Genomic DNA, 21,076 nt, shown 5'->3' on the forward strand with positions numbered 1-21,076 from the left:
CCTTGTCGGCTCGCTCGTTCGACATGGATTCTAGATGTGTGAACGAAATGAGCACCGCTTTGAACGTCGACGTCCTGGTGATCGGGTTCGGCAAGGGCGGCAAGACGCTCGCCGCGACGATGGGCCGGCTGGGCAAACGTGTCGTGATGGTCGAGCAGTCCGACCGGATGTACGGCGGCACCTGCATCAACATCGGGTGCGTGCCGACCAAGGCGCTGGTCCATCGCGCCGAGTCGCGCCGCCGGGACGACACGGCACAGGAGTGGTACGAGCAGGCCGTCGGCGCCGTGGAACAGCTGACCACCCTGCTTCGCGGCAAGAACTTCCAGATGCTGGACACGATCGACACCGTGACGGTCGTCACCGGCCGCGCACGGTTCGTCGACCCCAAGACCGTCGAGGTCAGCGCCGGCGCCGACCGGCTCACGATCAGCGCGGAGACGATCGTCGTCAACACCGGGTCCGAACCGGTGATCCCGGAGATCCCCGGCCTGCGCACCAGCAAGTACGCCACGACCAGCACCGATCTGATCAGCACGACAGAGTTGCCCCGGCGGCTCGCCGTCCTCGGCGGAGGCTACCTCGGCATCGAGTTCGCCGCGATGTACCGCCGGTTCGGCGCCGAGGTCACCGTCTTGGAGGTCGCCCCGCAGATCTTGCGGCGCGAGGACGACGACGTGGCCGCGGCGGCCGTCGGCATCCTTCTCGGCCAGGGCATCACCCTCGTCACCGGAGCGCGGGTCACCGAGGTCCGCGACGGGGACGGCGGCGCGACCGTCGTCTACGAGAAGGACGGTCAGCGGCTCACGCTGGAAGCCGACAGCGTCCTCGTCGCCACCGGCCGCTCGCCGGCCACCCGCGGCCTCGGTCTCGAGGCAGCCGGAATCCGCACCACCGGCCGCGGAGCGATCGAGGTCGACGAACATCTGCGCACCAGCCGGCCGCACGTCTTCGCGGTCGGCGACGTGAACGGAGGTCCGCAGTTCACCTACATCTCGCTGGACGACAACCGCATAGTCGCCGACCAGTTGATCGGCACCGGTGCCCGATCCACGGCGGACCGGCAGGCGGTCCCGCACACCCTGTTCATGACGCCGCCGCTGTCCACGGTCGGGCTCACAGAACGGCAGGCACGTGACCGGGGGCACACGGTGAAGATCGCAAGCAAGCCGATCGCGGAGATCGCCGCGATGCCTCGCGCCAGGATCGTCGAGGAGACCCGCGGACTGATGAAGTTCGTCATCGACGCCGGCACCGACCGGATCCTCGGCGCGGCCCTGCTCGGCGTCGACTCGCAGGAGCTCATCAACACGGTCGCCCTCGCCATGCGCCACGCGGTGACGGCGGCCGAGCTCCGCGACACCATCTACACCCACCCCAGCTCGACCGAGGGATTCAACGAGGTCCTCGCCGCGGCCTCGTGAGACATGGCTCACGAGCTGCACTCCCCCGGCCGCCTGGGACGTGTTTCATGACCGGCTCCGTGTGGCTCACACCTCGGGAAGGGAGGGATCGGGTTCCCAGGGGTTCGGTGCGGTGATGGACCAGCGTTCATGGTCGCGCCAGGCCCCGTCGATGTAGAGGTAGCCGGGTGACAGCCCTTCGTAACGGAAGCCCAGGCGCTGGGCCAGGGCCAGGGACGCCTTGTTCGCTGACTGAATGTTGGCCTCCAGCCGGTGGAGCCGCAGGTCGGTGAAGGCGTGCCGCAGGGTGACGGTAAGCCCGTCGGTCATGTAACCCTTCCCTGCGGACGGGGCGAAGGCCGCATAGCCGAGAGACGCGCCCTGGTAGCGGCCCCGGATGATCGAGTTGATGTTGACCATGCCGGCGGCTGCGCCGGTCTCCCGGACGCGGATCAGAAAGCCCAGGTTGGTGCCGTCGTCGAGGCGGCGCATCCAGACCTGGAACTCCTCCGCGGTCGCGGGCAGCCGCATCCATGGCCGGTGCAGCTCGGTGCTGGCCTGCACGAGCGAGCAGAACTCGTCCTGGTCGGAGAGGGTGAGCGGGCGCAGTTCGACCCGTGATGACATTTCGGACACGGGCCAACATTAGGGCCTGTCGTGAGTCAGTGGATCACCCGAGTGATCCCTATGACAAGCTCGCCGTACGCTACGAGGCGGCCCCGCACATCGCTCTAGATCTGGGCGAACCCGCCGTCGACCGGCAGGTCGATTCCGTTGATGCCACTGGCATCGTCCGACGCCAGGAACGTGACGGCGGCGGCGACCTCGTCCGGCTGGATGTTGCGGCCGCCGGGCATCCCCGTCGCGAGGTGACCGAAGAACTCCTCGACGTCGAGGTCTCCGGCGAGGGCCGCGAGTCCGGGGGTTTCCGTGCGGCCGGGGCTGACCGCGTTGACACGGATGCGGCGATCGGAAAGCTCCTGCATCCAGGAACGGACGAGGTTGCGGCCGGCGGCCTTCGTGGCCGCGTACACGCTGCGGCCCGGGCCGCCCTTCACCCCGTCCACGGAGGACGTGACGATGACCGCGCCGCCGTCCGTGATCAGCGGAAGCGCCTTCTCGACGGTGAGGACCAGGCCCTTGACGTTGATGTCCAGGTGGCGGTCCACGAGGTCCTCGGTGATGCCGCCCAGGCTGTGCCCCTGCAGGATCGAGGCGTTGGCGAACAGGATGTCGATCCTCCCCCGGGTCTCCCGTACGCGTGCGTAGAGGTGATCGAGGTCATCCGCATCGGACACGTCCGCCTGTACGGCGAGCACGTCGCCTCCGAGTTCCGCGACCGCCTTGTCGAGCTCCGTCTGCCGTCGGCCCGCGATGACGACGGAGGCCCCTTCCGCGAGGAATCGGCGGGCGGTGGCCAGACCGATTCCTGTCGACCCACCGGTGATGACGGCGGCCTTGCCCGCGAGAACTTCTGACATGGTTCCTCCTTCGGCTCCGGCACGGACCGGCGTCGGTGCCGGTGGCTGAAGCAGCAGATGATGGACCGATCGGTCCCGGACCGATCGGTCCCATAGTGGACAGGACTCTGACCGAAGTCAACTTTTGAGGGACTGATCGGTCCGCTAAGGTGGGTGCCGGAGGTGATCCGGTTGGCACGCAGGCCCGCACCCGACACGCGTGAGCGGATTCTCGACACCGCCGCCCTGCTGTTCTACGACCACGGCGTGCAAGCGGTGGGAATGCAGCAGATCATCGACCGGGCGAAGTGCGGAAAGAGCCTGCTCTACCGCGAGTTCCCCAGCAAGGCCGAATTGGTCGCGGAGTATCTGGAGCGCGCGAGGCGGGATTTCGGGCGACAGTACGCGGAAGCCGACGATCACGCGGGGAGCGACCCCTCGGCACGGTTGATCGCCTTCGTGGAGGCGATGGCCGAAGGCGTCCAGTCGCCCGACTATCGCGGTTGCCCCTTCCGTAACTACCTGGCGGAAGTAGCCGACCACGACGACTCCGCCGGCCGGATCGCGACGGGGTACCTGCTCGACACTCGTGCGCGGATCGAGAACTTCGTCGCCGATATGAACGTCGCCGCCCCCGACGTCCTGGCGGAGCGTATCTGGCTGATCGTCGAAGGCCTGCACACCGCGGCGGCGCATCCGGGCGGTGGACGAGCCGCGGATGTCGCCCTGTCACTCGTCCGGGAACTCGTCCGCGACGCGATGAGGGTTTGACGACCGACCGGCGGATCACTCGTTGTGCAGCACCGCCGCGATGGTCAGCCGCGCCGCCGACCGGGCCGGGAGGTACGCGCCGAGCATCGCTCGAAGTCCTGACACTCATGGGCCGTGGCCTGTCCAACGCCGAACTCGCCCGCGCACTGACGCTCAGCGAGGCCACCGTGAAGACCCACGTCGCACGCACCTTCGCCAAGCTCGCCCTCAGGGACCGCGCTCAAGCCGTCGTCCTCGCCTACGAGACCGGGCTGGTCTCCCCCGGGGACGGAGTCCCACCCTCCGGCCGATCAACGGCCGGCGGCCTGCGCAGGCATGGGCCGGTTTTCGATTCTCACGGAATCCTGGACGACTTCCGTGAGGATCGAAAATCGGATGCCGTGCAAGAGGACCCTCCCGCGCCCGCGTCACGGTGTGAACCGGGCCGGATGAATGGTCAGCCGCTCTGCGGGTCGGCCCAATCGCCGTGTGCAACTATCGCGAGGTCCTCAAGCTCGAGATCCCTCCCGGATGCGGTGCGCGGGCCGATCACGACCGGCTCACCGGTGCCTCGTTCGACCAGGCGCAGTGGCCCGCCGCCCTCACCCTGCAGGTGCTTGTTGCCCCACTGCATGAGCGCGAATACGGCAGGGACCAGATCTCTGCCCTTCTCGGTCAGGAGGTATTCGTGGCGGCTCCGCTTACCCGGCTCCTGATAGGGCCGCCTGACGAACAAGCCGATGTCGGTCAGTTCCTTGAGCCGCGTCGCGACGATCGCGTCAGTGATCTTCGTGCGCCGGGCGAAGTCGTCGAACCGGGTTGTCCCGTAGAAGGCCTCGCGGAGAATCAGCATCGACGACCGCGTGCCGATGACGTCCATCGACTTTCCGATCGAGCAGTTTTCCAGCCGCCACGTACTCCGATCGGCCAGAACACCTTCAAACGTGAGCGACATGACTTCCCCTGACCATGCAATCGAATGGTTCCGACGGACGGATCGCGATCGGCTAGTCGGTGATGACGACGACGCCCGACGGCTCGTCCAGCAGTTCCACCGTGCGGTCGGCGGCCCGATCGATCTGGACGCGAGGCTCCGCGGGGATCTGCTGTTCGTTGTAGGTGCTGGGCCCGTAGAACTGCCCATAGCTCAGCACGACGCCGCCCTCGGCGAGGACGGAACGTTCCAGCTCGGCGACGGCCAGGGCGTCGGGTCCGTCAGGCAACTGCCAGGCGACGGTTTGAGCCAGGATCTTCGGCGATCCGCTCTGCCGTGCCGCCTCGATCAGATTCCGGTTGCCCTCGGTCCGGATGCGGGCGTTCAGCTCCACGTGATCACCGATCTTCTCCACCTCGTCCGGCAGATCGGTCAGCTCGTTCAAAATGACGTCCGGATTGAAGTCGCGAACCGCCTGGATCAATGCGTCCCGGTCGAAGACGTCACACAGAATCGGCTCGGCGCCGAGCCGAGCCAGCAAATCCGTCTTGCTGGACGAGCGCGTCATGCCGCCGACCACGTGCCCCGCCTGAACCAGCCGAGGAATCAGCCGCTGCCCGATCACGCCGGACGCACCGGCAAGAAATATCCTCATGATCCCCCCTGACTTTATGATTTAGTAGTTAGAACCTAGACACTGCCTCCTATGGGGTCAAGTCAGGTCCATTTCCGATTCAGGCGTTGTAGCCGCCGTGGGCGTCCAGCACCGCGCCCGTCACGTACGACGCGGCGGGGCTCGCCAGGAAGACGATCGCGGCGGCGATCTCGTCGGGGTGGCCCATGCGCCGCAGGGACAGCGAACCGAGCATGGCCTTGAGGGTCTCGGGGTCCGGCGGCTCCTAGTGCCACGCCAGGCGAGCCCCATCGCCTGTTCGAAGGCCCACACTCTTTTCACCCTGCCCCGGCCTTGCGCAGGGGGACGTCGGTGCTGGGCGGGGTGCCGAAACGGCCCACGAGGTCGACGGGCAGCGTGGTCAGGAGACGAGGGTTCTGCAGTGCTTCCATGCGAGTTCGAGAACGGCCGCGCCGGCCGCCTGCATCGGCTCGTGATGGACGTACCGGCTCACCGAGTCGTCATCGAACGGGATGCCCTTCGCGCCGATGACCCGTCCTTCTTCGTTCGAGGTGGCGATGTCGCCGAAGACGGCGTCGAAGGTGCTCGCCTCGATCACCGTGACCGCCAGGATGTCCGTGGCGAAGGTGAGGGGGTCCACTCCGACGCCCAGGGCGAAGGACCGCAGCCGGTCGTCCTCACGGGCGTCGGTCAACTGCCGGTAGAGCGGCCAGGTCTCGTAGTCGAAGGCGGCGCCGTACACCTCCGATCGCTGGAGGAACTCCTCGGCGTACTCGCGGACCACGCACTTCCACAGGTCGAAGTCGGCGGTCTCCGCGTGGGGGTCCTCCTCGGCCGGTTGGAACACTCCTACAGGCATGACCTGGTAGAGCCCGCCCCCGTGCGCGACCCGGGCGGGGTCACGCCAGTGGAGCACGAACGTCATGGCTCCGGTGTGGCTGTCGCGCCGCAACGTCAGCATGGACACCGCGGGCAGCGCGACCCGGGAGCCCAGGCGGGTGGGGTCGGCGACGAGCCCGCGGAAGGGCAGCCCGGTCTCATTCAGGAGCCTGGCCGCCGCGAACTCGTGGGCGACGGTCTCGCCGACGTCGATGCCGTCGAAGTAGTGGCCGCGGGTGAAGCTCATCTCCGGCCAGGCCACATCGAGCAGGCGGTAGCACGTGCGGTTCTCGAACAGCTTGGGCCGGTCCAGAGCCTCCATCGCCTGGGCGTACGACGAGATGCCCGGCGGGAGCACGGACCTGGCCTCCGCTTCGTGACCGGTCACGGCCGCGGGAGCAGGCCGGTCGACCCATCGCAGGCCGATCCGATGAAGCTCGACGGGCTGAGCCGGCGTCCATTCCTGCCTGGTCAGCAGGTGCGTCGATCCGACCTTGGGCAGATCGGGATAGAGCCGGTCGGCGGCTCGGGCGAGCTCGTGACGGTGCTCGTTGAGGTGGCGACGAACGTCACGCCAGGCCGAGGGGGATCTGTGCGACTGCTCGCTCACGTTCATCGGTGCTCCTGGGAGAAAGGAGTATGGCTGCCGTCCGAACCCTACGACGACCGACGACTCGGTCCCGGATCCGCGTCCTCCACGCGGGTCGGGCCCGGCGCGCGCCCGGTCGTCGATCACCGCCTCGTCCGGAAGGACGCGACGGTCAGGACGGGTACGGTGACCCCGTGGCGAGCCCCCGAAGCTTCGATCAAGACATGTCGGTCGATGACGTCGAACCGGTCTATCGCGTGCTGGCGGGCGCGCCGACCTCCGCCGTGGTTCTGCACGTCCCGCACGGCTCCCGCGCCCTGACCGCCGCCGCCCGTCGCAGCATCCTCCTCGACGACGACGCCCTCGCCGTGGAGTTGGACCATATGACCGACGCCCATACCGGGCTCATCGCCGCCCGGGCCGCGGCCGCCGCCACCCGCACGCCATGGCTTCTGGAGAACCGGTACTCCCGGCTGGTGGTGGATCCCGAACGTTTTCCCGACGCGCGTGAGGAGATGCGCGCCGCCGGCATGGCCGCGGTCTACACCCGCACCGCGCACGGCCGACGGCTTCGCCACGAGGACGACGCCCGTGACCAGGTTCTCCTGGCCCGGCATTACCGGCCGTACGCCGCCGCCATGACCGACCTGGTCGACGCGCGACTGGCCGCCACCGGTCACGCCGTCGTCATCGACGTGCACTCCTATCCCAGCCGGCCACTGCCGTACGAGTTGCACGGCGACGGCCCACGCCCCGCGATCTGCCTCGGCACGGACTCCTTCCACACTCCGCCCGAGTTGGTGCGCGCCGCGCGGGACGCGTTCGCCGGCTTCGGCGACATCGACCTGGACACCCCCTTCGCCGGCTGCTACGTGCCACTGAAGCATTACGGGCTGCAGCCTGCGGTCACCGCGCTCATGATCGAGATCCGCCGGGACACCTACATGAGCGAGCCCGGCGGGCCGCCCACCGAGGGCGTCGACCGTCTCGCCGCGGCCCTGGCCGGCCTCGTCGACACGGTGTCGTCCGCCGCAGCGCACCCACTCTGACCTCGGGCCGAAGAGGCGGAGGTTCTCCATGAGTAGCGTTCGGCAGCGGGCCCAGATTTGATTGACACGTCAATCATATGCTTAATTATGATTGACGCGTCAACGAGATGAGGTGCGGATCATGAGAGACGACGGCCGCGTGACCAGCGCGGCGACCCGGCGGCGGATGTCGGCGGGAGAGCTCGCGATCTGGCGGGCACTGGTCGACACGACCGCCGAGCTCCGCAGAATCCTGGGAGCGCAGTTGCTGCGCGACTCGGGACTCTCACCGGCCGACTACCACGTGCTGCTGGCGTTGAGCGAGGCGAACGGCGGGCGGCTGCGGTCGTCAGAGCTCGCGGCGGAGATCGATTGGGAGCGCAGCCGGCTGTCCCATCATCTCGGACGGATGGAGCGCCGCGGTCTGATCCGCCGCGACGACTGCTCCACCGACAACCGCGGCGCCGAGGTGTCGCTGACGGAGGACGGAACGCGGATGTTCCGGGGTGCGACCGCACCCCACGCGCGGGCCGTCAAGAGGCATTTCGCCGACGCCTTGACGCCTGAGCAGTTCGAGGCGCTCGACGACATCCTGCGCACGCTGCAGAACCACCTCCACCCAGAACAGGCCGCCATCACCCGAGAGGATCTCCATGTCTGACAGGGCCATGCCGTCGCCCCGCATCGCCGTGCTCGGCGCCGGGCACGTCGGCCCGGTGATCGCACGGGTCGCGATCGAGGCCGGATACCACGTGACGATCTCGGCTTCCGGCGAACCCGAGAGAATCGCGCTCATCACCCAGATCCTGGCGCCGGGAGCCGGGCCACGGTGGGCGGCCGACGCCGTCAGGGACGCCGACATCGTGGTGCTGGCGATCCCGCTGCACAAATTCGCGGTCTTCGACCCCACTCTGGTGGCAGGCAAGCTGGTCATCGACACGATGAACTACTGGCCGCCCACCGACGGCGTTCAGACGATGTTCGAGGACCGCCGGTACGGCAGCAGCGAGATCGTTCAGCTCCGGCTCTCCCAGTCGACGGTCGTGAAGACCTTCAATCACAAGGGCTACCACGAACTCGAAGAAGAACGCCGGCCGGCGGGCTCGCCGGAACGCCGTGCGCTCGGCGTCGCCGGTGACGACCCGGGCGCTGTGGACCTCGTGGCGGAGGTCATCGAACGCATCGGCTACGACGCCGTCCGGCTGGAGAGCCTGAGCGCCGGCCGCCTCTTCGAACCCGGCGGCCCCGTCTTCGGCGCGTCGATGCGCCGGGCCGAGTTCGTGCGGGCCGTCTCCGTCGAAGCCGCCTGAAGCGATCACCGCTCCCCTTCTCCCGATTCACCACCAGACAAAGAGACTCGACGTGACCACAACACCGGCACCCGCCGTACCGGCCTCCGCGGGCGAACCCGCGACGTTCCCCCTCGTCCTCGGCCTCGACACCTTCGGCGATGTCACCCACGACGGTGACGACCGCCCGCTCTCGCATGCCCAGACGATTCGGAACATCGTCGAACAAGGCGTCCTCGCCGACCAGGTCGGCCTGGACTTCTTCGGAATCGGCGAACACCACACCGGCGACTTCCCCCTGTCCGCCGGCGACGTGGTCCTCGGTGCGATCGCCGCGCGTACGACCCGCATCCGCCTCGGATCCGCGGTCACGGTGTTGAGCTCGGACGATCCCGTCCGGGTGTTCCAGCGCTACTCCACGCTGAACGCCGTCTCCGGCGGCAGGGCGGAGGTCATCCTCGGCCGTGGCTCCAGCATCGACTCGTTCCCGCTCTTCGGTTACGACCTGTCCGACTACGAGACCCTGTTCGAGGAGAAGTCCCAGCTGTTCGCCGAGTTGCTGAAAGGCGGACCGGTCACCTGGGAGGGGAAGACGCGCGCCTCCCTCCGCGACCAGGACGTCGTGCCGCACACCAAGTCCGGGCCCTTCCCCGCGTGGATCGGCGTCGGCGGCAGCCCCCAGTCGGTCGTCCGCGCGGCGCGTTACGGATATTCGCTGATGCTCGCGATCATCGGCGGGGCCCCGGCGCGGTTCGCGCCGTTCTCCCAGCTCTTTCACCAGGCCCTGGAGAAGTTCGGACGCCCCGCCCTCCCCATCGGAGTGCACTCACCCGGGCACGTCGCCGCGACCGATGAGCAGGCCCGCGAGGAGTTCTGGCCGCGCTATCTGGAGGTCATCCGCCACGTCAGCAAGACCCGCGGATTCGCGATCCCGACCAAGCAGTCCTTCCTCCACGAGATCGGGCCTCATGGCGCGCTCTATGTCGGGTCGCCGGAGACCGTCGCGCAGAAGATCGCGGCGAACCTCACCGCACTCGGAGCGAACCGCTTCGACCTGAAATACGCCATGGGCGGCCTCTCGCATGAAGCGCTCATGACCAACATCGAGCTTTACGGCACACAGGTCGCGCCGCGCGTCCGCGAACTCCTGGCGTGAGGGGCCCTGCGGCGACCGGAAATCCCGGCGGGGCCGAATCCGGATCAAGGCGGCGGCCCGGTCTTGACGGGGCGCGTGACTGACGATCATCCTGGCGCCATGCCTACGCGCCTGATCGCGGCCCTCGCCTCGTCTGCCGTTCTCGCAGCCTCCTTGACAGCCTGCGGCGGCCCCGGTCCCGCCGACACCTGCGCCGAGGCCTTCACCATCCTGAAGGACGCGAAGATCGACCCCCAGCAGTGGGCGCTGAACCGCGGCGCCCCGGTCTCGGCCGCTGAGGGCAAGCAGAAGGCCGAGGCACTCGCCCGAGTCGCGGCGTTGGAGACCGACGACAAGGATCTTCAGACCAGCTTCGCGCATATCAAGAGCGGCGGCCAAACCTACCAGGACGAGCTGGACAAACTGGCGGCCGACCCGAGCCGCGAGCCGAACGTCCAGCTTGCGGGGGCCGCCGTCGGGTTCTTCATGATGTCGCTCAGCCAACGGTGTGACCAGAAGGGGTTCAAGCCCTGACCAGGCGCGTGCCCACGTGCTGCGGCACGGCGGGATCGATGGGCATTCGGCGCCCGGCTCTTGCCACCACGGCCGTGGCCGGTCGCTCCCGCAGCCGTCGTCGGCAAGCCGCGGCTTTTTCGTTTCTCACGGAAGTCGTCCGAGATTCCATGAGAAACGAAAGCGGCGGCGCCTTGCCCCACCCGCGTGCCTCGACCTCCTGTGCAGCGGGACTCACCCATCCGCCTGCGCCCGGACCCGGCCGAGGCCTCGTGACGCACCGCTATGTTGAACGGCATGGCTGTTGCGTTGATCGACTCCGGGTTGGGGCTGCTCCCGACGGCGGGATGGCTTCGGCATCTCCGTCCTGACCTCGACCTCGTGCTGTGCATGGATCCCGAGGGCATGCCGTGGGGGCCGCGCAGTGAATCGTCCATCACCCAGCGCGTCCTGACGGCGGCGGAGGCGGTCGCCGGGATGGAGATCGACGCCATCGTGGTCCCGTGCAACACCGCGAGCGTCACGGCCCTGGAAGCTTTGCGGGCGATGTTCGAGCCCGGCGTGCCGGTGGTGGGAACGGTGCCCGCGGTGAAACCGGCGGCCGCCGCCGGTGAGCCGTTCGCCGTGTGGGCCACCGCCGCGACCACCGCGAGCGATTACCAGGCCCGGCTGATCGGCGCCTTCGCCAACGGGCAACCGGTCGAGCGGGTGGCGTGCCTCGGACTCGCCGAGGCAGTGGAGCGCGGAGACCTCGCGGCCGTGCACGACGCCATCGCCGCCGCGGCGAGACGGACGCCTGAGCATTGCACGGGAGTCGTCCTCGGGTGCACCCACTACCCGCTGGTCAGCGCGGAGATCGCGGCGAGCCTGCCCGCCGTCTCCACTCTCTATGACAGCGCCGAGGCGGTGGCTCGCCAGACCTTGAGGCGACTGGACCTGCCGGAGCGGCCCGACACCGATCTCGGGACCATCGAGGTCCTGCTCAGCGGCCATGCCGGAGCGCTACCCGCGAGCGCACACGCGTTCCCCCTCGGTCGCGCCATCGCCTCAGGTGAGCGGATCACCCGTGACCTCCTGCCGGTGGCCGCCGCCCGCACACCTGGTCACTGATCACCCGCGGTGCGCTCACGCACGCCGAGGCCCGCGGGCAGGCCGGTGGTGACGCTGTCGACGATGACGGTTTCCAGGCCGACGACGCAGCACCATGGTGCGACGGGCCAGGGCCGCCATCGCGCCGGCCACGTCGTCACGGAGTTCGACATGATGCGCGGGCCGAACGTCATCGGCGTCGGCGGATCCCGTTCGCGGCCACGGTGCCTGTTGCCGGATGAACGAGGCCAGTAACGCCGCGACGTGTCCCCGAACAACGCATGACCATGCATCGGAATCGGACCCGCGAACGTTCCGGCGCCGGCGTATCGCGTAACTCGCACAAGCGTCCGTACAGATTTCACATTCGCACCGGGTGGGGGACGCCGCGACACTTCCCATTCCCTTTGCCACTTTCATTATATATCTTTATTTTCCTGTTGTCCATTTTCCGCTAATTCATTGAATTCCTATTGCGCTCGTGAAAAATACATGTATGTTCATGCCTGCCGTAGAGAGGAGATGGTGTATCGGTGAGCGAAGAGAAAGCGCTGAATGTCGGCCCGTCGGGTATCGAGGTGGCCTATGAGCGTTTCGGTGACCTCAAGGCGCCGCCCGTGTTTCTGATCATGGGCGGCGGCGCACAGATGATCAACTGGCCGGAGGGCCTCTGCGCCGAACTGGCCGGCCGCGGCCTTCAGGTGATCCGGTTCGACAACCGCGACACCGGCCGTTCGTCACACTTTCCCGACGCGCCGGTGCCCGATCTCCAGGCGGCGATGGCCGGCGACGTGTCGTCGGCGTCCTACACGCTGTCGGACATGGCGGCCGACACCGTCGGCCTGCTCGACGTGCTCGGGTACGGCAGCGCCCACATCGTCGGCGCGTCCCTGGGCGGGATGATCGCCCAGACGATCGCGATCGAACATCCCGACCGAGTCCGGTCGCTGACGTCGATGATGTCCACCACCGGGGAGAGCGGTGTGGGCCAGGCCGACTTCACGAAGTTGGGCGGGTTGGGAGCACCACCCGAGGACCGTCAGGGCTTCATCGACTGGCAGGTCCGGGCCTTGCGGGCGGTGGGGTCCCCCGGGTTCGAGTTCGACGAGGCCGGGGTGGCCGATCGGGCCGGACGCTCCTACGACCGAGATCGGGACCGCTTGGGCATGGCACGCCAGTCCGTCGCGGTCCTGGCCTCGGGCGACCGTACGGCGCGGCTGCGATCGTTGCGGGTGCCCACCCTCGTGATCCACGGCGCCGACGACGTCATGTGCGACGTCAGCGGCGGGCGCGCCACCGCCGCGGCCATCCCCGGCGCCGAACTGGTGATCATCGACGGCATGGGCCACGGCCTGCCCCGCGAACTGTGGCCCGAGTTCGCCTCCCTGATCACGAACCTCGTCCAGCGCGGCGAGACGGTTTCGCTGACCGGTTGACCTCGACGCCGCGACACTCGGCAGTTCGAGACGTTTACGGCGAGAACCTTCTCTAAAGGGTCGAGGTTGTGATCACGTCGGACAATTCCGAGTGATTGGTGGAATTCACCCGAAGGCCGGCTGAAGACCGACTGGCAGTGGGCGGACACGACATCACTGCAATTCCCTCGATCCGCCACCGTGGTCGACGACCTCGATGACCCGCCGGCTTTACCGGTTGATACGTTGGACCGCCGTGGATGATGCACGGGTTCGGCAGGATGGAGCGACGGGACCTGCCCCGGTTCGTCGAGGACTGAAAGTCATGGCCGCCTGGTATGCGGGAGCTTTCGCGGCGGCGATGGCAGTTGTCATTTTATTTTTATCGGTAGGTGTGGCCGACCAGCCTGAACCGTTCAAGTCGTGTACCGCTAAGACGCTGGAGTGCTGGAGGACGTCCAGAACAGACATTTTCACATTCGCCGTGATTGTTTGTGTGCTACTCCTGCTCGCCAGTCTGCCTGGGTCGCTGGTGGCGCTGGCCGTCATGACTGTGAGTCGGGTGCGCTCGGCGATGATCATCGGTACGGTGGCCGCTTTCGCTGGCTGGTTCTCTGCCACGTTGGGCGTGCTGTGGATCCGGGGAGTAGGTGTCCCTTGGCTTTAGCGACGACCAGATTTGATGGCTTGGAGTCGAGGCCAACGCGATGAGCATGAGGACGCAGCAGGTCCCGTCCCCTGGAGGTCACTCCCTGAAGAAGAAGATGTCCGGCCCAGCGCCCTGCGGAGTTGTGCAGCCTGCTGCGCTCGGACCTCGAAGGGAACCTCGATCTTGCCGGGGTCCGCGAGGATGAATCCGTCATCGGGAGAACGAGGGATCGCATGGACGTGCAGATGAGAAAGCGTCATAGTCTGTGGCCCTATTTGTGTCGAGGTTAGATCAGTTGGAGTCTCTATGGGCGCTTTGGACATGGACCACTCAGAAGAGGACAGCGCGGATCTTGATGAGGTCGAACAGTTCTCGGACGAGGCCCGGAAGCGGATGCGCGAGGCCGCCGAAGCGTTCACGGCTAGGGTGATGCAGCACACCGAGGCCCTGTGCGGAATGAAAGGGCAGCAGCGAGAGATTCCTGAGATCTTCGCGCTCAATGGCCCACTCTCAGAAGCGGCTCGCCGTTTCGCTGACGCCCAGTTCAACCTCACCGGGACCTCCCCAAGCCTCGAAGATCTGGACGACGACGACGACGAAGACGACGACGACGAGGACGAGGACGAGGACGAGGACGAGGACGACTCCACCGAGCGCATTGCCGTGCTCATGCGCCACGACTTCCTGATCACCAACCGAGAGGCACTGATGGCCGCCGGTCGGGCGGCTTACCTGAAGGCATGGCCGGCGGATGCCGAGGACGACGCCGCCGCCGATGTGCAAGCTGCGGACCGGGCCATCTATCAGCTCATGCATGCCTCAGGCGGGGACAGAATCTTGGACGATGTCCCCGGTCTCATGCCTGACAGCAGCGTTCAGGTCACGCTCTACGTGGAAGAGCCCCTCGACGTCGACGACCCCTTCGCCGTCTACTACGACGAGGACTAGGGCGAGACGACGACCACCAACTACGCGCCGCCGAATGAGTGTCAAGCTGGGTGACTTCCTGGGTGTCTAACCTCGCCCATCGATGCACATCCATGTGACTAAGCGGGTGACTAAGACCTTCGGAACGCCGGAAGATGCGGAGGTCGCATGCAGAAGTCAGCAATCACGTTGACCTCTGGCAGATGGCACAGCGAAAGGCAGTCCGCCCCGGGGTCAGCCCGATTGATCATCCAAGATCGTCGTCCTTTAAGATCCTTCCCGTGATAGGCCGATGATCATGGATCGGCCTTTGTACCTGATATCAGCCGTGCGGCCGGTATCGAGACAAGGGGAAACGTGATGAGCGACTTAGGACGTCGGATCCGTCGCCGCGCCGTGGCATTGCTGCTGACGGCATCCTGCGTCGTCGGGGTGACCACGGCGCTGTCGGCGCCTGCCCAGGCGGCCAACGGGTGCAGCGGCAGCCGGATCGAGCACATCCCGATGCGCGACGATACGTACGACGACTTGATGGCGTACCTGGACGTCTACTACGACAGCTCCACCGGCAACAACTGCGCCGCCACGGTCGCGACCGGACCCAATTCCGAAGGCATCCTCAAGGGCATGTACGTCGTGCTGGTGAAGTGCTCGCAGACCACGCCCAACAAGACCTCCTGCACCAACATCGGCTCCAAGCGCGATCCCGCGTCACCCGGCACCTATGGCCGCTACTACTACTACGCCGGCCCGGTGACGGTGTACTCGCCGAACAACTGCATCTTCGCGGAGGGTGCCATCGAGTCGTATTACCCGGACAGCACTGGCACGACGCACTCGTACGGCTCGACCAGGGGCAGCACCGGTTATCAGGCATCGCACTGCTGACATCGACTGCCCGCTCGCGGTTTCGCCCACCTCGTCGGGCGGACTCATGAGCGCAAGGCCAGGCCTGATGCCTCGGCAGGCCGGAGCAGTGTCGATCGCTTGTCCGTTTTACGAACATCGCTGTCCGCTGTGAGCCTGTCGCGGCGAGCACCGGCTTCCTACTGTCGTGATCGATCACGAAGTGTCCATATCGATCACGACAGTAGGACGCGATGACCATGACCACGATCGATCTGCGAACCCTCGCCGGCCACTACGCCGAGCACGGGTACGTTCTGGTGAAGAGCCTGCTGACCAGGGATGAGGCGGCGGCGTACCGCCGGGTCGCCCATGACCTGCTCGGGCAGCAGGACCGAGACGAGGACCCGACCTGGGGTTCGGCCGCTGCGCTCACGGCCGGTGCGCCGACGCGGTTGCAGCACCTGCATGACGCGCAGTTCTACGCGGCGGCGTTCTCCCGGTTGCTGGTGGATGAGCGGTTCACCTCGGTCGCCGCGGCCGTGCTGGGGGTGCCGAACGTGCAACTGCACCACACCAAACTGTTCGTGAAACCGCCGGAGAACGGCTCGCCGTTCCCGCTGCACCAGGACCACCCGTTCTTCCCTCACACCCATCATCGGGTCGGCGCCGCGATATTCCACCTGGACGACGCGCCGGAGAACAAGGGCTGCGTCCGCGTCGTGCCGGGCAGCCACCTCCAGGGGCCGCGGGAGCACGACCCCGAGGATGGCCATCACCTCACCGACGTACCGTTCGAGGCCGCGATGCCACTGCCCGCCGAGGCGGGGGACGTGCTGTTCTTCTCCTACCTCACCGTTCACGGCTCGGGTGTGAACGTCAGCGACGAGGCCAGGACCACCTGGCTGGTGCAGTTCCGCGACCCGGCCGACCCACCGGCGGTCCGGGCGCACGACTGGTCACTGGGGCAGGGCATGATGCTGTCGGGAGTGGACCCGACAGGCAGGAGACAGGCTTGAGCTTGGCGGACGTGGCCGGTGCCGGTCGGCTGCCCGACCTGACCGGCCTGCTGGACACCTGCCAGGTCGGAGGGTTCAGGGCTGACTTCGTCAGCTGGGGGTTCTACACCAAGCCCGCCTGGCGCAACTACTGGCACCGGCACTCCTTCCACGAGGTTTGCCTGGCCTACACCGGTGCAGGCCGGTTCAGCGTCGGCGGGGAACACCATGACGTCGGCGCCGGTGAGGTGTTCGTGGCCAGGCCGGGTGATGTGCACGAGATCGAGTCGAGCCGGGAGGACCCGCTCGGCATCGCCTTCTGGGGCTTCACCCTGCGGGGCGGCCGGGAGGCTCCGGGGCCGGACGAGCGCGGCTGGTGGACCGGCCTCACCGACCCCGCCGGTCCCGTGGTGTCGCGCCGTACCGGCTCGCTGGCCGAGGTCGTCACCGCACTCGCCGGGTACGCCGACCCGGTGCGGTCCGGGTACGACGCCGGCCTGGCCGGTCTCGGCGCCGCCCTGGTGGTGGACACCGCCAGGGCGTTCGCGAACGAGGACGACCTGCAGGTCGAGCCGCCACCCAGGGACCGGCCGTCCCAGGTGGTGGCGGTGATGCGGCGGCACCTCGCCGACAACCTGGGCCGGCCGGTCAGGGTCAGGGATGTGGCCGCCACCGTCCACCTGTCCGAACGGCACGCCGAGCGGCTGTTCCGCGAGCAGACAGGCACATCCCTGATGGCGACCCTGCGCAGGATGCGGCTCGAGCTGGCCGCCGCCCTGCTGCTGGACACGGGTCCCACGGTGACGGAGGTGGCCAGGGCGTGCGGCTACCCCGACGTCCGCGCCTTCAGCACGGCTTTCCGCCGCCTGCACGGACACTCACCGCTTGAGCACCGCGCCCGCAGCGGAACCCTGCACCTGTAGCGATCTCCAACGCGGGTCGGCGCCCACCCACGGGGTGCCGACGGAATCATCGGGGCCTGGGGGGTCCCTGCCTGGGGCTCAGGCGTTCAGGCCGGTGCGGGGCCCACTCGGTGAGCGGGCCCCGCGCCGGTGACGTGTCAGAGTTGGCCGCTCTCGATCGCCTGCTTGAGGGCCGACTGCGTCTGCTGGTGTGAGGCGACGCCGTTCTCGACGACGAAATCGATCAGCGTCGCGTCCGCGTCGAAGGTGAGGCGCTCGGTGACCTCGGTCTTGCCTCCGGCCACCTTCTTGAAGACGATCTTCTGGTGCGTGACCACGTTGGGCTCCGACCAGGTGTCCGTCTCGTAGGAGAAGTCGTCGCGGTCGATCCGCTGCTGTGCGTGCGTCTTGAGGGAGACGACGGTCCCCTCGAACGGAATGTCCTCGATGGCCGTGAAGTCGTTGTACCGCAGGCCGCAGTCGAAGTAGGTGTCGTGGGTGACGACCCGCTTGAGGAACGCGGCCCTGCCGATGTGGTTGTTGATGTTCGAGTAGGCGGCGAACACGTTCTTGATCGGCGCGTTGATCTTGACGGTGATGCTGGTGTTGACCCGGCTGCGGCCCGACCCCGGACGGGGCGGCGTGACGTCGGTGAACTTGTAGGTGTCCCAGGCCGTCTGCCACTGAGCGGCGATCTCCGCGTCGGTTTCGGCAGTGTCGGCGCTGGCGGGCACGGAGAGGGCGGTGACTATGACGGCCGCCACCAGGAACGGCGCCGCCAGAAGTCGAAGGAGCTTCTTCACATGTACCTCAAGGGGAGTCAGGGGATGCAATTGATCTTCTACCGCATGTGACGGTGATTGAGAACACTTCGCGACGAAGATCCCCACGCGCTCCTCGGCAGTGTGTCCCATCGGGCCGGACGCGACGGGCTTTCAGCCGGACGGCTGCGCCGGGCCGTCCGCGGAGAAGGTTTCCGCGCCGGCCGTCGCGACTGCGACGTCCTGCTCGACGGTTCCCGCGCTCACCCCGATGGCGCCGGCGACCTCGCCGTCCTGCCCGGTCAGCGGGATGCCACCACCGAAGATCACCAGGCCGCCGTTGGTCACCTCGATGCCGTACAGCGGGCCGCCGGGCGCGGCGGACACCCCGAGCTGTTCGGTCGTCATCGCCATCAGCACAGCGGTGCGGGCCTTGCGGACGGCGATGTCGATGCTCCCGAGGATCGCGCCGTCCTGGCGCGCGAACGCCAGCAGGTGACCGCCGCCGTCCACCACGGCGACGTTCATGGGCTGCCCGATCTCATCGGCCTTGCCCAGTGCGGCCTCCAGCACGAGTCGGGCGTCGGCGAGGCGGAGCCGTGCGTTCGCCATGGTGCCTCCTTCACTGACCGGTGCGGACCGGCGCGTCCTTGAACGGGATGCCGACGACCAGCCTGGCCGCGTTGTGCCCCATGGTCCGGGCGTCGGCCGCCCGGCCCGTCAGCGCGGGCATGTCCGGCGGGAGTTTCGCGTGGTGCACGCACACGTTCCCCGCGGCGTCCATGCCCACCCCCACGTCCAGGTCGGACGCCTGGGCCGCGGCGAAGGCCAGTTCCACCGCGCTGCCGCCCGTGCCGTCCCCGGTGCGGAACGGCACGCCCTCCTCCTCCATGCCGGCGCCGAGCTCACGCAGGCAGCGCCGGTTCCCGGTACGGCACAGCACCACCACCGCGGGCCTGTTCGGTCCCGCGGGCGCGAACGCCCGCACGAAGGCGCGCCCGGAGTGCGGCTCTCGATCCATGGCCTAACCGCACCTCACTGCCGTACGCGTCGCGGATGCCGAGGCGTGGCGGGCGACCAGGCCGGTGGCCACGGCGTTGCGCGGGCCCTCACAACCCCGCACGTTGCCGGTCCCGCTGACGATCCCGAACCCCGATACGGCTTCGGCGATCATGTCGGGGATCTCGAAGTCCAGCGCGGCGCCGCCGAGGACGACCAGGAAGCCGATCCGCCTGATGTCGCCGCCCGGAGCCACCTGCTCCAGTGCGCGCAGCGCGTTGGTCACGAAGACCCGCTGCTTGGCCGATCTGCGCACCTGGCGGATCTTCTCCACGCCGTGCCTGGTCCGGATCGGCCGCATCCCGGCATCGGTGAGGACGACGACCCGTGCGAAGGCTTCGGCGGGCAGGGGTTCGTCGAAGAAGCGGACCGTGCCGTCCTCCATGCGGACGTGGAAGAAGCTCTCCGCCTTCGCCAGCGGGAACTTCTTGATCTCTTCGGCGAGCTCCATGCTCTCCAGCCCGAGTTCGGAGTCGATCAGACTGGTGACCAGGTCGCCGGCGCCGGCCAGGTGGACCGAGCACACCTCGGCGCCCTCCATGGCGACCGCCGCGTCGGTGGACCCGCCGCCGAGATCGAGGATCGCCACCGGCTTCGCCGTCCCGGGGGTGGTGAGCGCGCCCAGCAGCGCCATGTCGGCCTCGACGCCGCCGATGAGCACCTCGGTGCCGAGCGCCTCGCGCAGCCGCGCGGCGAGCAACTCCATCGGTCCCTTGCTCGTGCGCACCATCGCGGCCAGCGCGACGGCGTTCTCCAGCGCGAACTCCCCCGCCAGGCCGCCGGTGACCCGTTGCGGGACGAAGGTGTCCACGGCGAGCACGTCCTGGATGCGTACGGCATCGCGCGGCATCGCCGTCAGGTCGGCCATGGTGTCGCGAACACGGGCGAGCATCCCGCCCACGTGCGTTCCCGGCTCGCCGTCCGCGTCGACCAGTGGCTGGACACGTCGCAGCGTCTCCATGATCTCCTCGGCGCCGGCGTCCATGCCGACCGACCGCTTCGCCCGTTCGCCGATCAGGGTGAGGCCTCCGGCCGGAATCCTGCGGTCGGTGATGTCCCCCGCCGGAGTGCGGACCACGACGGCCGAGCGGTTGCCCACGAGGGCCCGCGCCACGGGGGCGATCAGGCGGGTCTGCTCGGGGTCGAGCCCGAACACCGTGGCGATCCCGTAGGAGTTCGACAGGGTCCGGATGGTGCGGCCCTGCTCCGCGACCTCGACCGCGGCCGGCATGCCCAGCGGCACCCGGTCCACCAGCGTGACCTCGTCGACCACCGGGACCGGCTCACGGAGCCGGTTGGCGATCAGGGTGGCGTCGTCGGCCGGCACGACCGCGCCGGTGACCCGGACCCCGCGCGCGGTGGCGGCGTTGATCCCCGCCGCGACGTCCTCGAAGTCCACGCCCGCGCCGGCGACGCAGATCACCGCGTCGCCCGGGGCGCATCCCGGCAGTTCGGCGAAGGCCACGGTGGTGCCGACCCCCAGCCCGACGCCGCCCGGGGTGTCGGGGTTGTGCCCGATCATCGTGGACTCGGTGATGATCGTCTCGGTGATGGTCTCCATGGCCAGCCCGCTGATCACCGGGGTGGCCTCGTTGACCAGCACCGCCTGGACGTCGGCCGGATCGCGCCCGGCCGCGGCCAGCGCGCCGCGCACCACCTCGACGACACCCGGGACGTTCGCTGTGGTGCCCTTCACCCCGGAGGTCCTGCCCAGAGCCGCGGAGAGGTAGGTGACCCGCCCGTCCTCACCGATCTCCGCGGCGCAGGCCTCCGTGGTCGAGTTGCCGATGTCGACCCCCACCACCAGGGACATGAC

The 21,076-nt window shown here is 68.1% G+C and carries 24 protein-coding genes and 2 pseudogenes; 15 read left to right on the plus strand and 11 right to left on the minus strand.

Going from position 1 to position 21,076, the window contains the following annotated elements:
- The first annotated feature begins 47 nt into the window (after positions 1-47).
- On the plus strand, positions 48-1,424 hold the full coding sequence (locus Psi02_RS33815) for an FAD-dependent oxidoreductase (protein ID WP_203979933.1): 1,377 nt from the start codon (positions 48-50) through the stop codon (positions 1,422-1,424).
- 66 nt (positions 1,425-1,490) lie between these two features.
- On the opposite strand, the gene Psi02_RS33820 is transcribed toward Psi02_RS33815, so the two are convergent.
- On the minus strand, positions 1,491-2,030 hold the full coding sequence (locus Psi02_RS33820) for a GNAT family N-acetyltransferase (RefSeq protein WP_203980004.1): 540 nt from the start codon (positions 2,028-2,030) through the stop codon (positions 1,491-1,493).
- A gap of 104 nt (positions 2,031-2,134) precedes the next feature.
- Complete coding sequence (locus Psi02_RS33825) at positions 2,135-2,884, minus strand: SDR family NAD(P)-dependent oxidoreductase (RefSeq protein WP_203979934.1); 750 nt, start codon at positions 2,882-2,884, stop codon at positions 2,135-2,137.
- 162 nt (positions 2,885-3,046) lie between these two features.
- Here Psi02_RS33825 and Psi02_RS33830 point away from each other — a divergent pair, with 162 nt between their 5' ends.
- Both Psi02_RS33830 and Psi02_RS41195 read left to right on the plus strand, forming a co-directional pair.
- Positions 3,047-3,634, plus strand: coding sequence for a TetR/AcrR family transcriptional regulator (locus tag Psi02_RS33830; RefSeq protein ID WP_203979935.1), 588 nt, complete (start codon positions 3,047-3,049; stop codon positions 3,632-3,634).
- 107 nt (positions 3,635-3,741) lie between these two features.
- Positions 3,742-3,813 (plus strand): annotated as a pseudogene (locus tag Psi02_RS41195) (LuxR C-terminal-related transcriptional regulator); the annotation flags it as partial.
- A 257-nt stretch (positions 3,814-4,070) separates the two neighbouring features.
- On the opposite strand, the gene Psi02_RS33840 reads toward Psi02_RS41195, so the two are convergent.
- The 4 genes and pseudogenes from Psi02_RS33840 to Psi02_RS33855 form a co-directional block, all read right to left on the minus strand.
- Entirely contained in the window at positions 4,071-4,568 is a 498-nt protein-coding gene (locus tag Psi02_RS33840) for a winged helix-turn-helix transcriptional regulator (RefSeq protein ID WP_203979936.1), read from the minus strand.
- A 52-nt stretch (positions 4,569-4,620) separates the two neighbouring features.
- Positions 4,621-5,202 (minus strand): NAD-dependent epimerase/dehydratase family protein, encoded by a 582-nt coding sequence (locus Psi02_RS33845; protein ID WP_203979937.1) that lies wholly within the window; start codon positions 5,200-5,202, stop codon positions 4,621-4,623.
- Between the two features lie 79 nt (positions 5,203-5,281).
- Positions 5,282-5,422 (minus strand): annotated as a pseudogene (locus tag Psi02_RS33850) (SDR family oxidoreductase); the annotation flags it as partial.
- 159 nt (positions 5,423-5,581) lie between these two features.
- Positions 5,582-6,676 (minus strand): hypothetical protein, encoded by a 1,095-nt coding sequence (locus tag Psi02_RS33855; RefSeq protein WP_203979939.1) that lies wholly within the window; start codon positions 6,674-6,676, stop codon positions 5,582-5,584.
- A 197-nt stretch (positions 6,677-6,873) separates the two neighbouring features.
- Between Psi02_RS33855 and Psi02_RS33860 the strand changes: the two genes are divergently transcribed.
- The 6 genes from Psi02_RS33860 (at position 6,874) to Psi02_RS33885 (ending at position 11,724) form a co-directional block, all read left to right on the plus strand.
- Entirely contained in the window at positions 6,874-7,698 is an 825-nt protein-coding gene (locus tag Psi02_RS33860; RefSeq protein WP_203979940.1) for an N-formylglutamate amidohydrolase, read from the plus strand.
- A 121-nt stretch (positions 7,699-7,819) separates the two neighbouring features.
- The gene (locus Psi02_RS33865) at positions 7,820-8,338 is read left to right on the plus strand and encodes a MarR family winged helix-turn-helix transcriptional regulator (RefSeq protein WP_203979941.1); all 519 of its coding nucleotides are present in this window, start codon (positions 7,820-7,822) and stop codon (positions 8,336-8,338) included.
- Positions 8,331-8,987, plus strand: a complete 657-nt coding sequence (locus Psi02_RS33870) for an NADPH-dependent F420 reductase (RefSeq protein WP_203979942.1) — start codon at positions 8,331-8,333, stop codon at positions 8,985-8,987. Before Psi02_RS33865 ends, Psi02_RS33870 begins: the two co-directional genes overlap by 8 nt.
- A 52-nt stretch (positions 8,988-9,039) precedes the next feature.
- A complete protein-coding gene (locus Psi02_RS33875) occupies positions 9,040-10,122 on the plus strand; it encodes an LLM class flavin-dependent oxidoreductase (protein ID WP_203979943.1) in 1,083 nt (360 codons plus the stop codon).
- A gap of 99 nt (positions 10,123-10,221) precedes the next feature.
- The gene (locus Psi02_RS33880; RefSeq protein WP_203979944.1) at positions 10,222-10,635 is read left to right on the plus strand and encodes a hypothetical protein; all 414 of its coding nucleotides are present in this window, start codon (positions 10,222-10,224) and stop codon (positions 10,633-10,635) included.
- A gap of 276 nt (positions 10,636-10,911) precedes the next feature.
- Entirely contained in the window at positions 10,912-11,724 is an 813-nt protein-coding gene (locus Psi02_RS33885) for a glutamate racemase (RefSeq protein ID WP_203979945.1), read from the plus strand.
- On the opposite strand, the gene Psi02_RS33890 is transcribed toward Psi02_RS33885, so the two are convergent.
- Entirely contained in the window at positions 11,718-11,864 is a 147-nt protein-coding gene (locus Psi02_RS33890) for a hypothetical protein (protein ID WP_203979946.1), read from the minus strand. The genes Psi02_RS33885 and Psi02_RS33890 overlap by 7 nt on opposite strands.
- A gap of 372 nt (positions 11,865-12,236) precedes the next feature.
- Here Psi02_RS33890 and Psi02_RS33895 point away from each other — a divergent pair, with 372 nt between their 5' ends.
- The 6 genes from Psi02_RS33895 to Psi02_RS33920 all read left to right on the plus strand — a co-directional run bounded on the left by Psi02_RS33895 (position 12,237) and on the right by Psi02_RS33920 (position 17,461).
- Positions 12,237-13,139 carry an alpha/beta fold hydrolase gene (locus tag Psi02_RS33895; protein ID WP_239095393.1) on the plus strand — a complete coding sequence of 301 codons (903 nt, stop codon included), beginning with the start codon at positions 12,237-12,239 and terminating at the stop codon, positions 13,137-13,139.
- 304 nt (positions 13,140-13,443) lie between these two features.
- Positions 13,444-13,785, plus strand: coding sequence for a hypothetical protein (locus tag Psi02_RS33900; protein ID WP_203979947.1), 342 nt, complete (start codon positions 13,444-13,446; stop codon positions 13,783-13,785).
- Positions 13,786-14,073: 288 nt separating this feature from the next.
- Positions 14,074-14,715 carry a hypothetical protein gene (locus Psi02_RS33905; protein WP_203979948.1) on the plus strand — a complete coding sequence of 214 codons (642 nt, stop codon included), beginning with the start codon at positions 14,074-14,076 and terminating at the stop codon, positions 14,713-14,715.
- A 339-nt stretch (positions 14,716-15,054) separates the two neighbouring features.
- Positions 15,055-15,582 (plus strand): hypothetical protein, encoded by a 528-nt coding sequence (locus tag Psi02_RS33910; RefSeq protein WP_203979949.1) that lies wholly within the window; start codon positions 15,055-15,057, stop codon positions 15,580-15,582.
- 218 nt (positions 15,583-15,800) lie between these two features.
- Positions 15,801-16,559: a phytanoyl-CoA dioxygenase family protein gene (locus tag Psi02_RS33915; protein WP_203979950.1), complete on the plus strand. Its 759-nt coding sequence runs from the start codon at positions 15,801-15,803 to the stop codon at positions 16,557-16,559.
- Positions 16,556-17,461: an AraC family transcriptional regulator gene (locus tag Psi02_RS33920; protein WP_203979951.1), complete on the plus strand. Its 906-nt coding sequence runs from the start codon at positions 16,556-16,558 to the stop codon at positions 17,459-17,461. Before Psi02_RS33915 ends, Psi02_RS33920 begins: the two co-directional genes overlap by 4 nt.
- A gap of 137 nt (positions 17,462-17,598) precedes the next feature.
- Here Psi02_RS33920 and Psi02_RS33925 read toward each other — a convergent pair whose 3' ends face one another.
- The 4 genes from Psi02_RS33925 to Psi02_RS33940 form a co-directional block, all read right to left on the minus strand.
- A complete protein-coding gene (locus Psi02_RS33925; RefSeq protein WP_203979952.1) occupies positions 17,599-18,243 on the minus strand; it encodes a hypothetical protein in 645 nt (214 codons plus the stop codon).
- A gap of 132 nt (positions 18,244-18,375) precedes the next feature.
- Positions 18,376-18,813 carry a GlcG/HbpS family heme-binding protein gene (locus tag Psi02_RS33930; RefSeq protein WP_203979953.1) on the minus strand — a complete coding sequence of 146 codons (438 nt, stop codon included), beginning with the start codon at positions 18,811-18,813 and terminating at the stop codon, positions 18,376-18,378.
- A 10-nt stretch (positions 18,814-18,823) separates the two neighbouring features.
- Positions 18,824-19,222, minus strand: a complete 399-nt coding sequence (locus Psi02_RS33935; protein WP_203979954.1) for a glycerol dehydratase reactivase beta/small subunit family protein — start codon at positions 19,220-19,222, stop codon at positions 18,824-18,826.
- 3 nt (positions 19,223-19,225) lie between these two features.
- The gene (locus tag Psi02_RS33940; protein WP_203979955.1) at positions 19,226-21,073 is read right to left on the minus strand and encodes a diol dehydratase reactivase subunit alpha; all 1,848 of its coding nucleotides are present in this window, start codon (positions 21,071-21,073) and stop codon (positions 19,226-19,228) included.
- Positions 21,074-21,076: the final 3 nt, after the last annotated feature.

Source organism: Planotetraspora silvatica, assembly GCF_016863315.1.
Lineage (GTDB): Bacteria > Actinomycetota > Actinomycetes > Streptosporangiales > Streptosporangiaceae > Planotetraspora > Planotetraspora silvatica.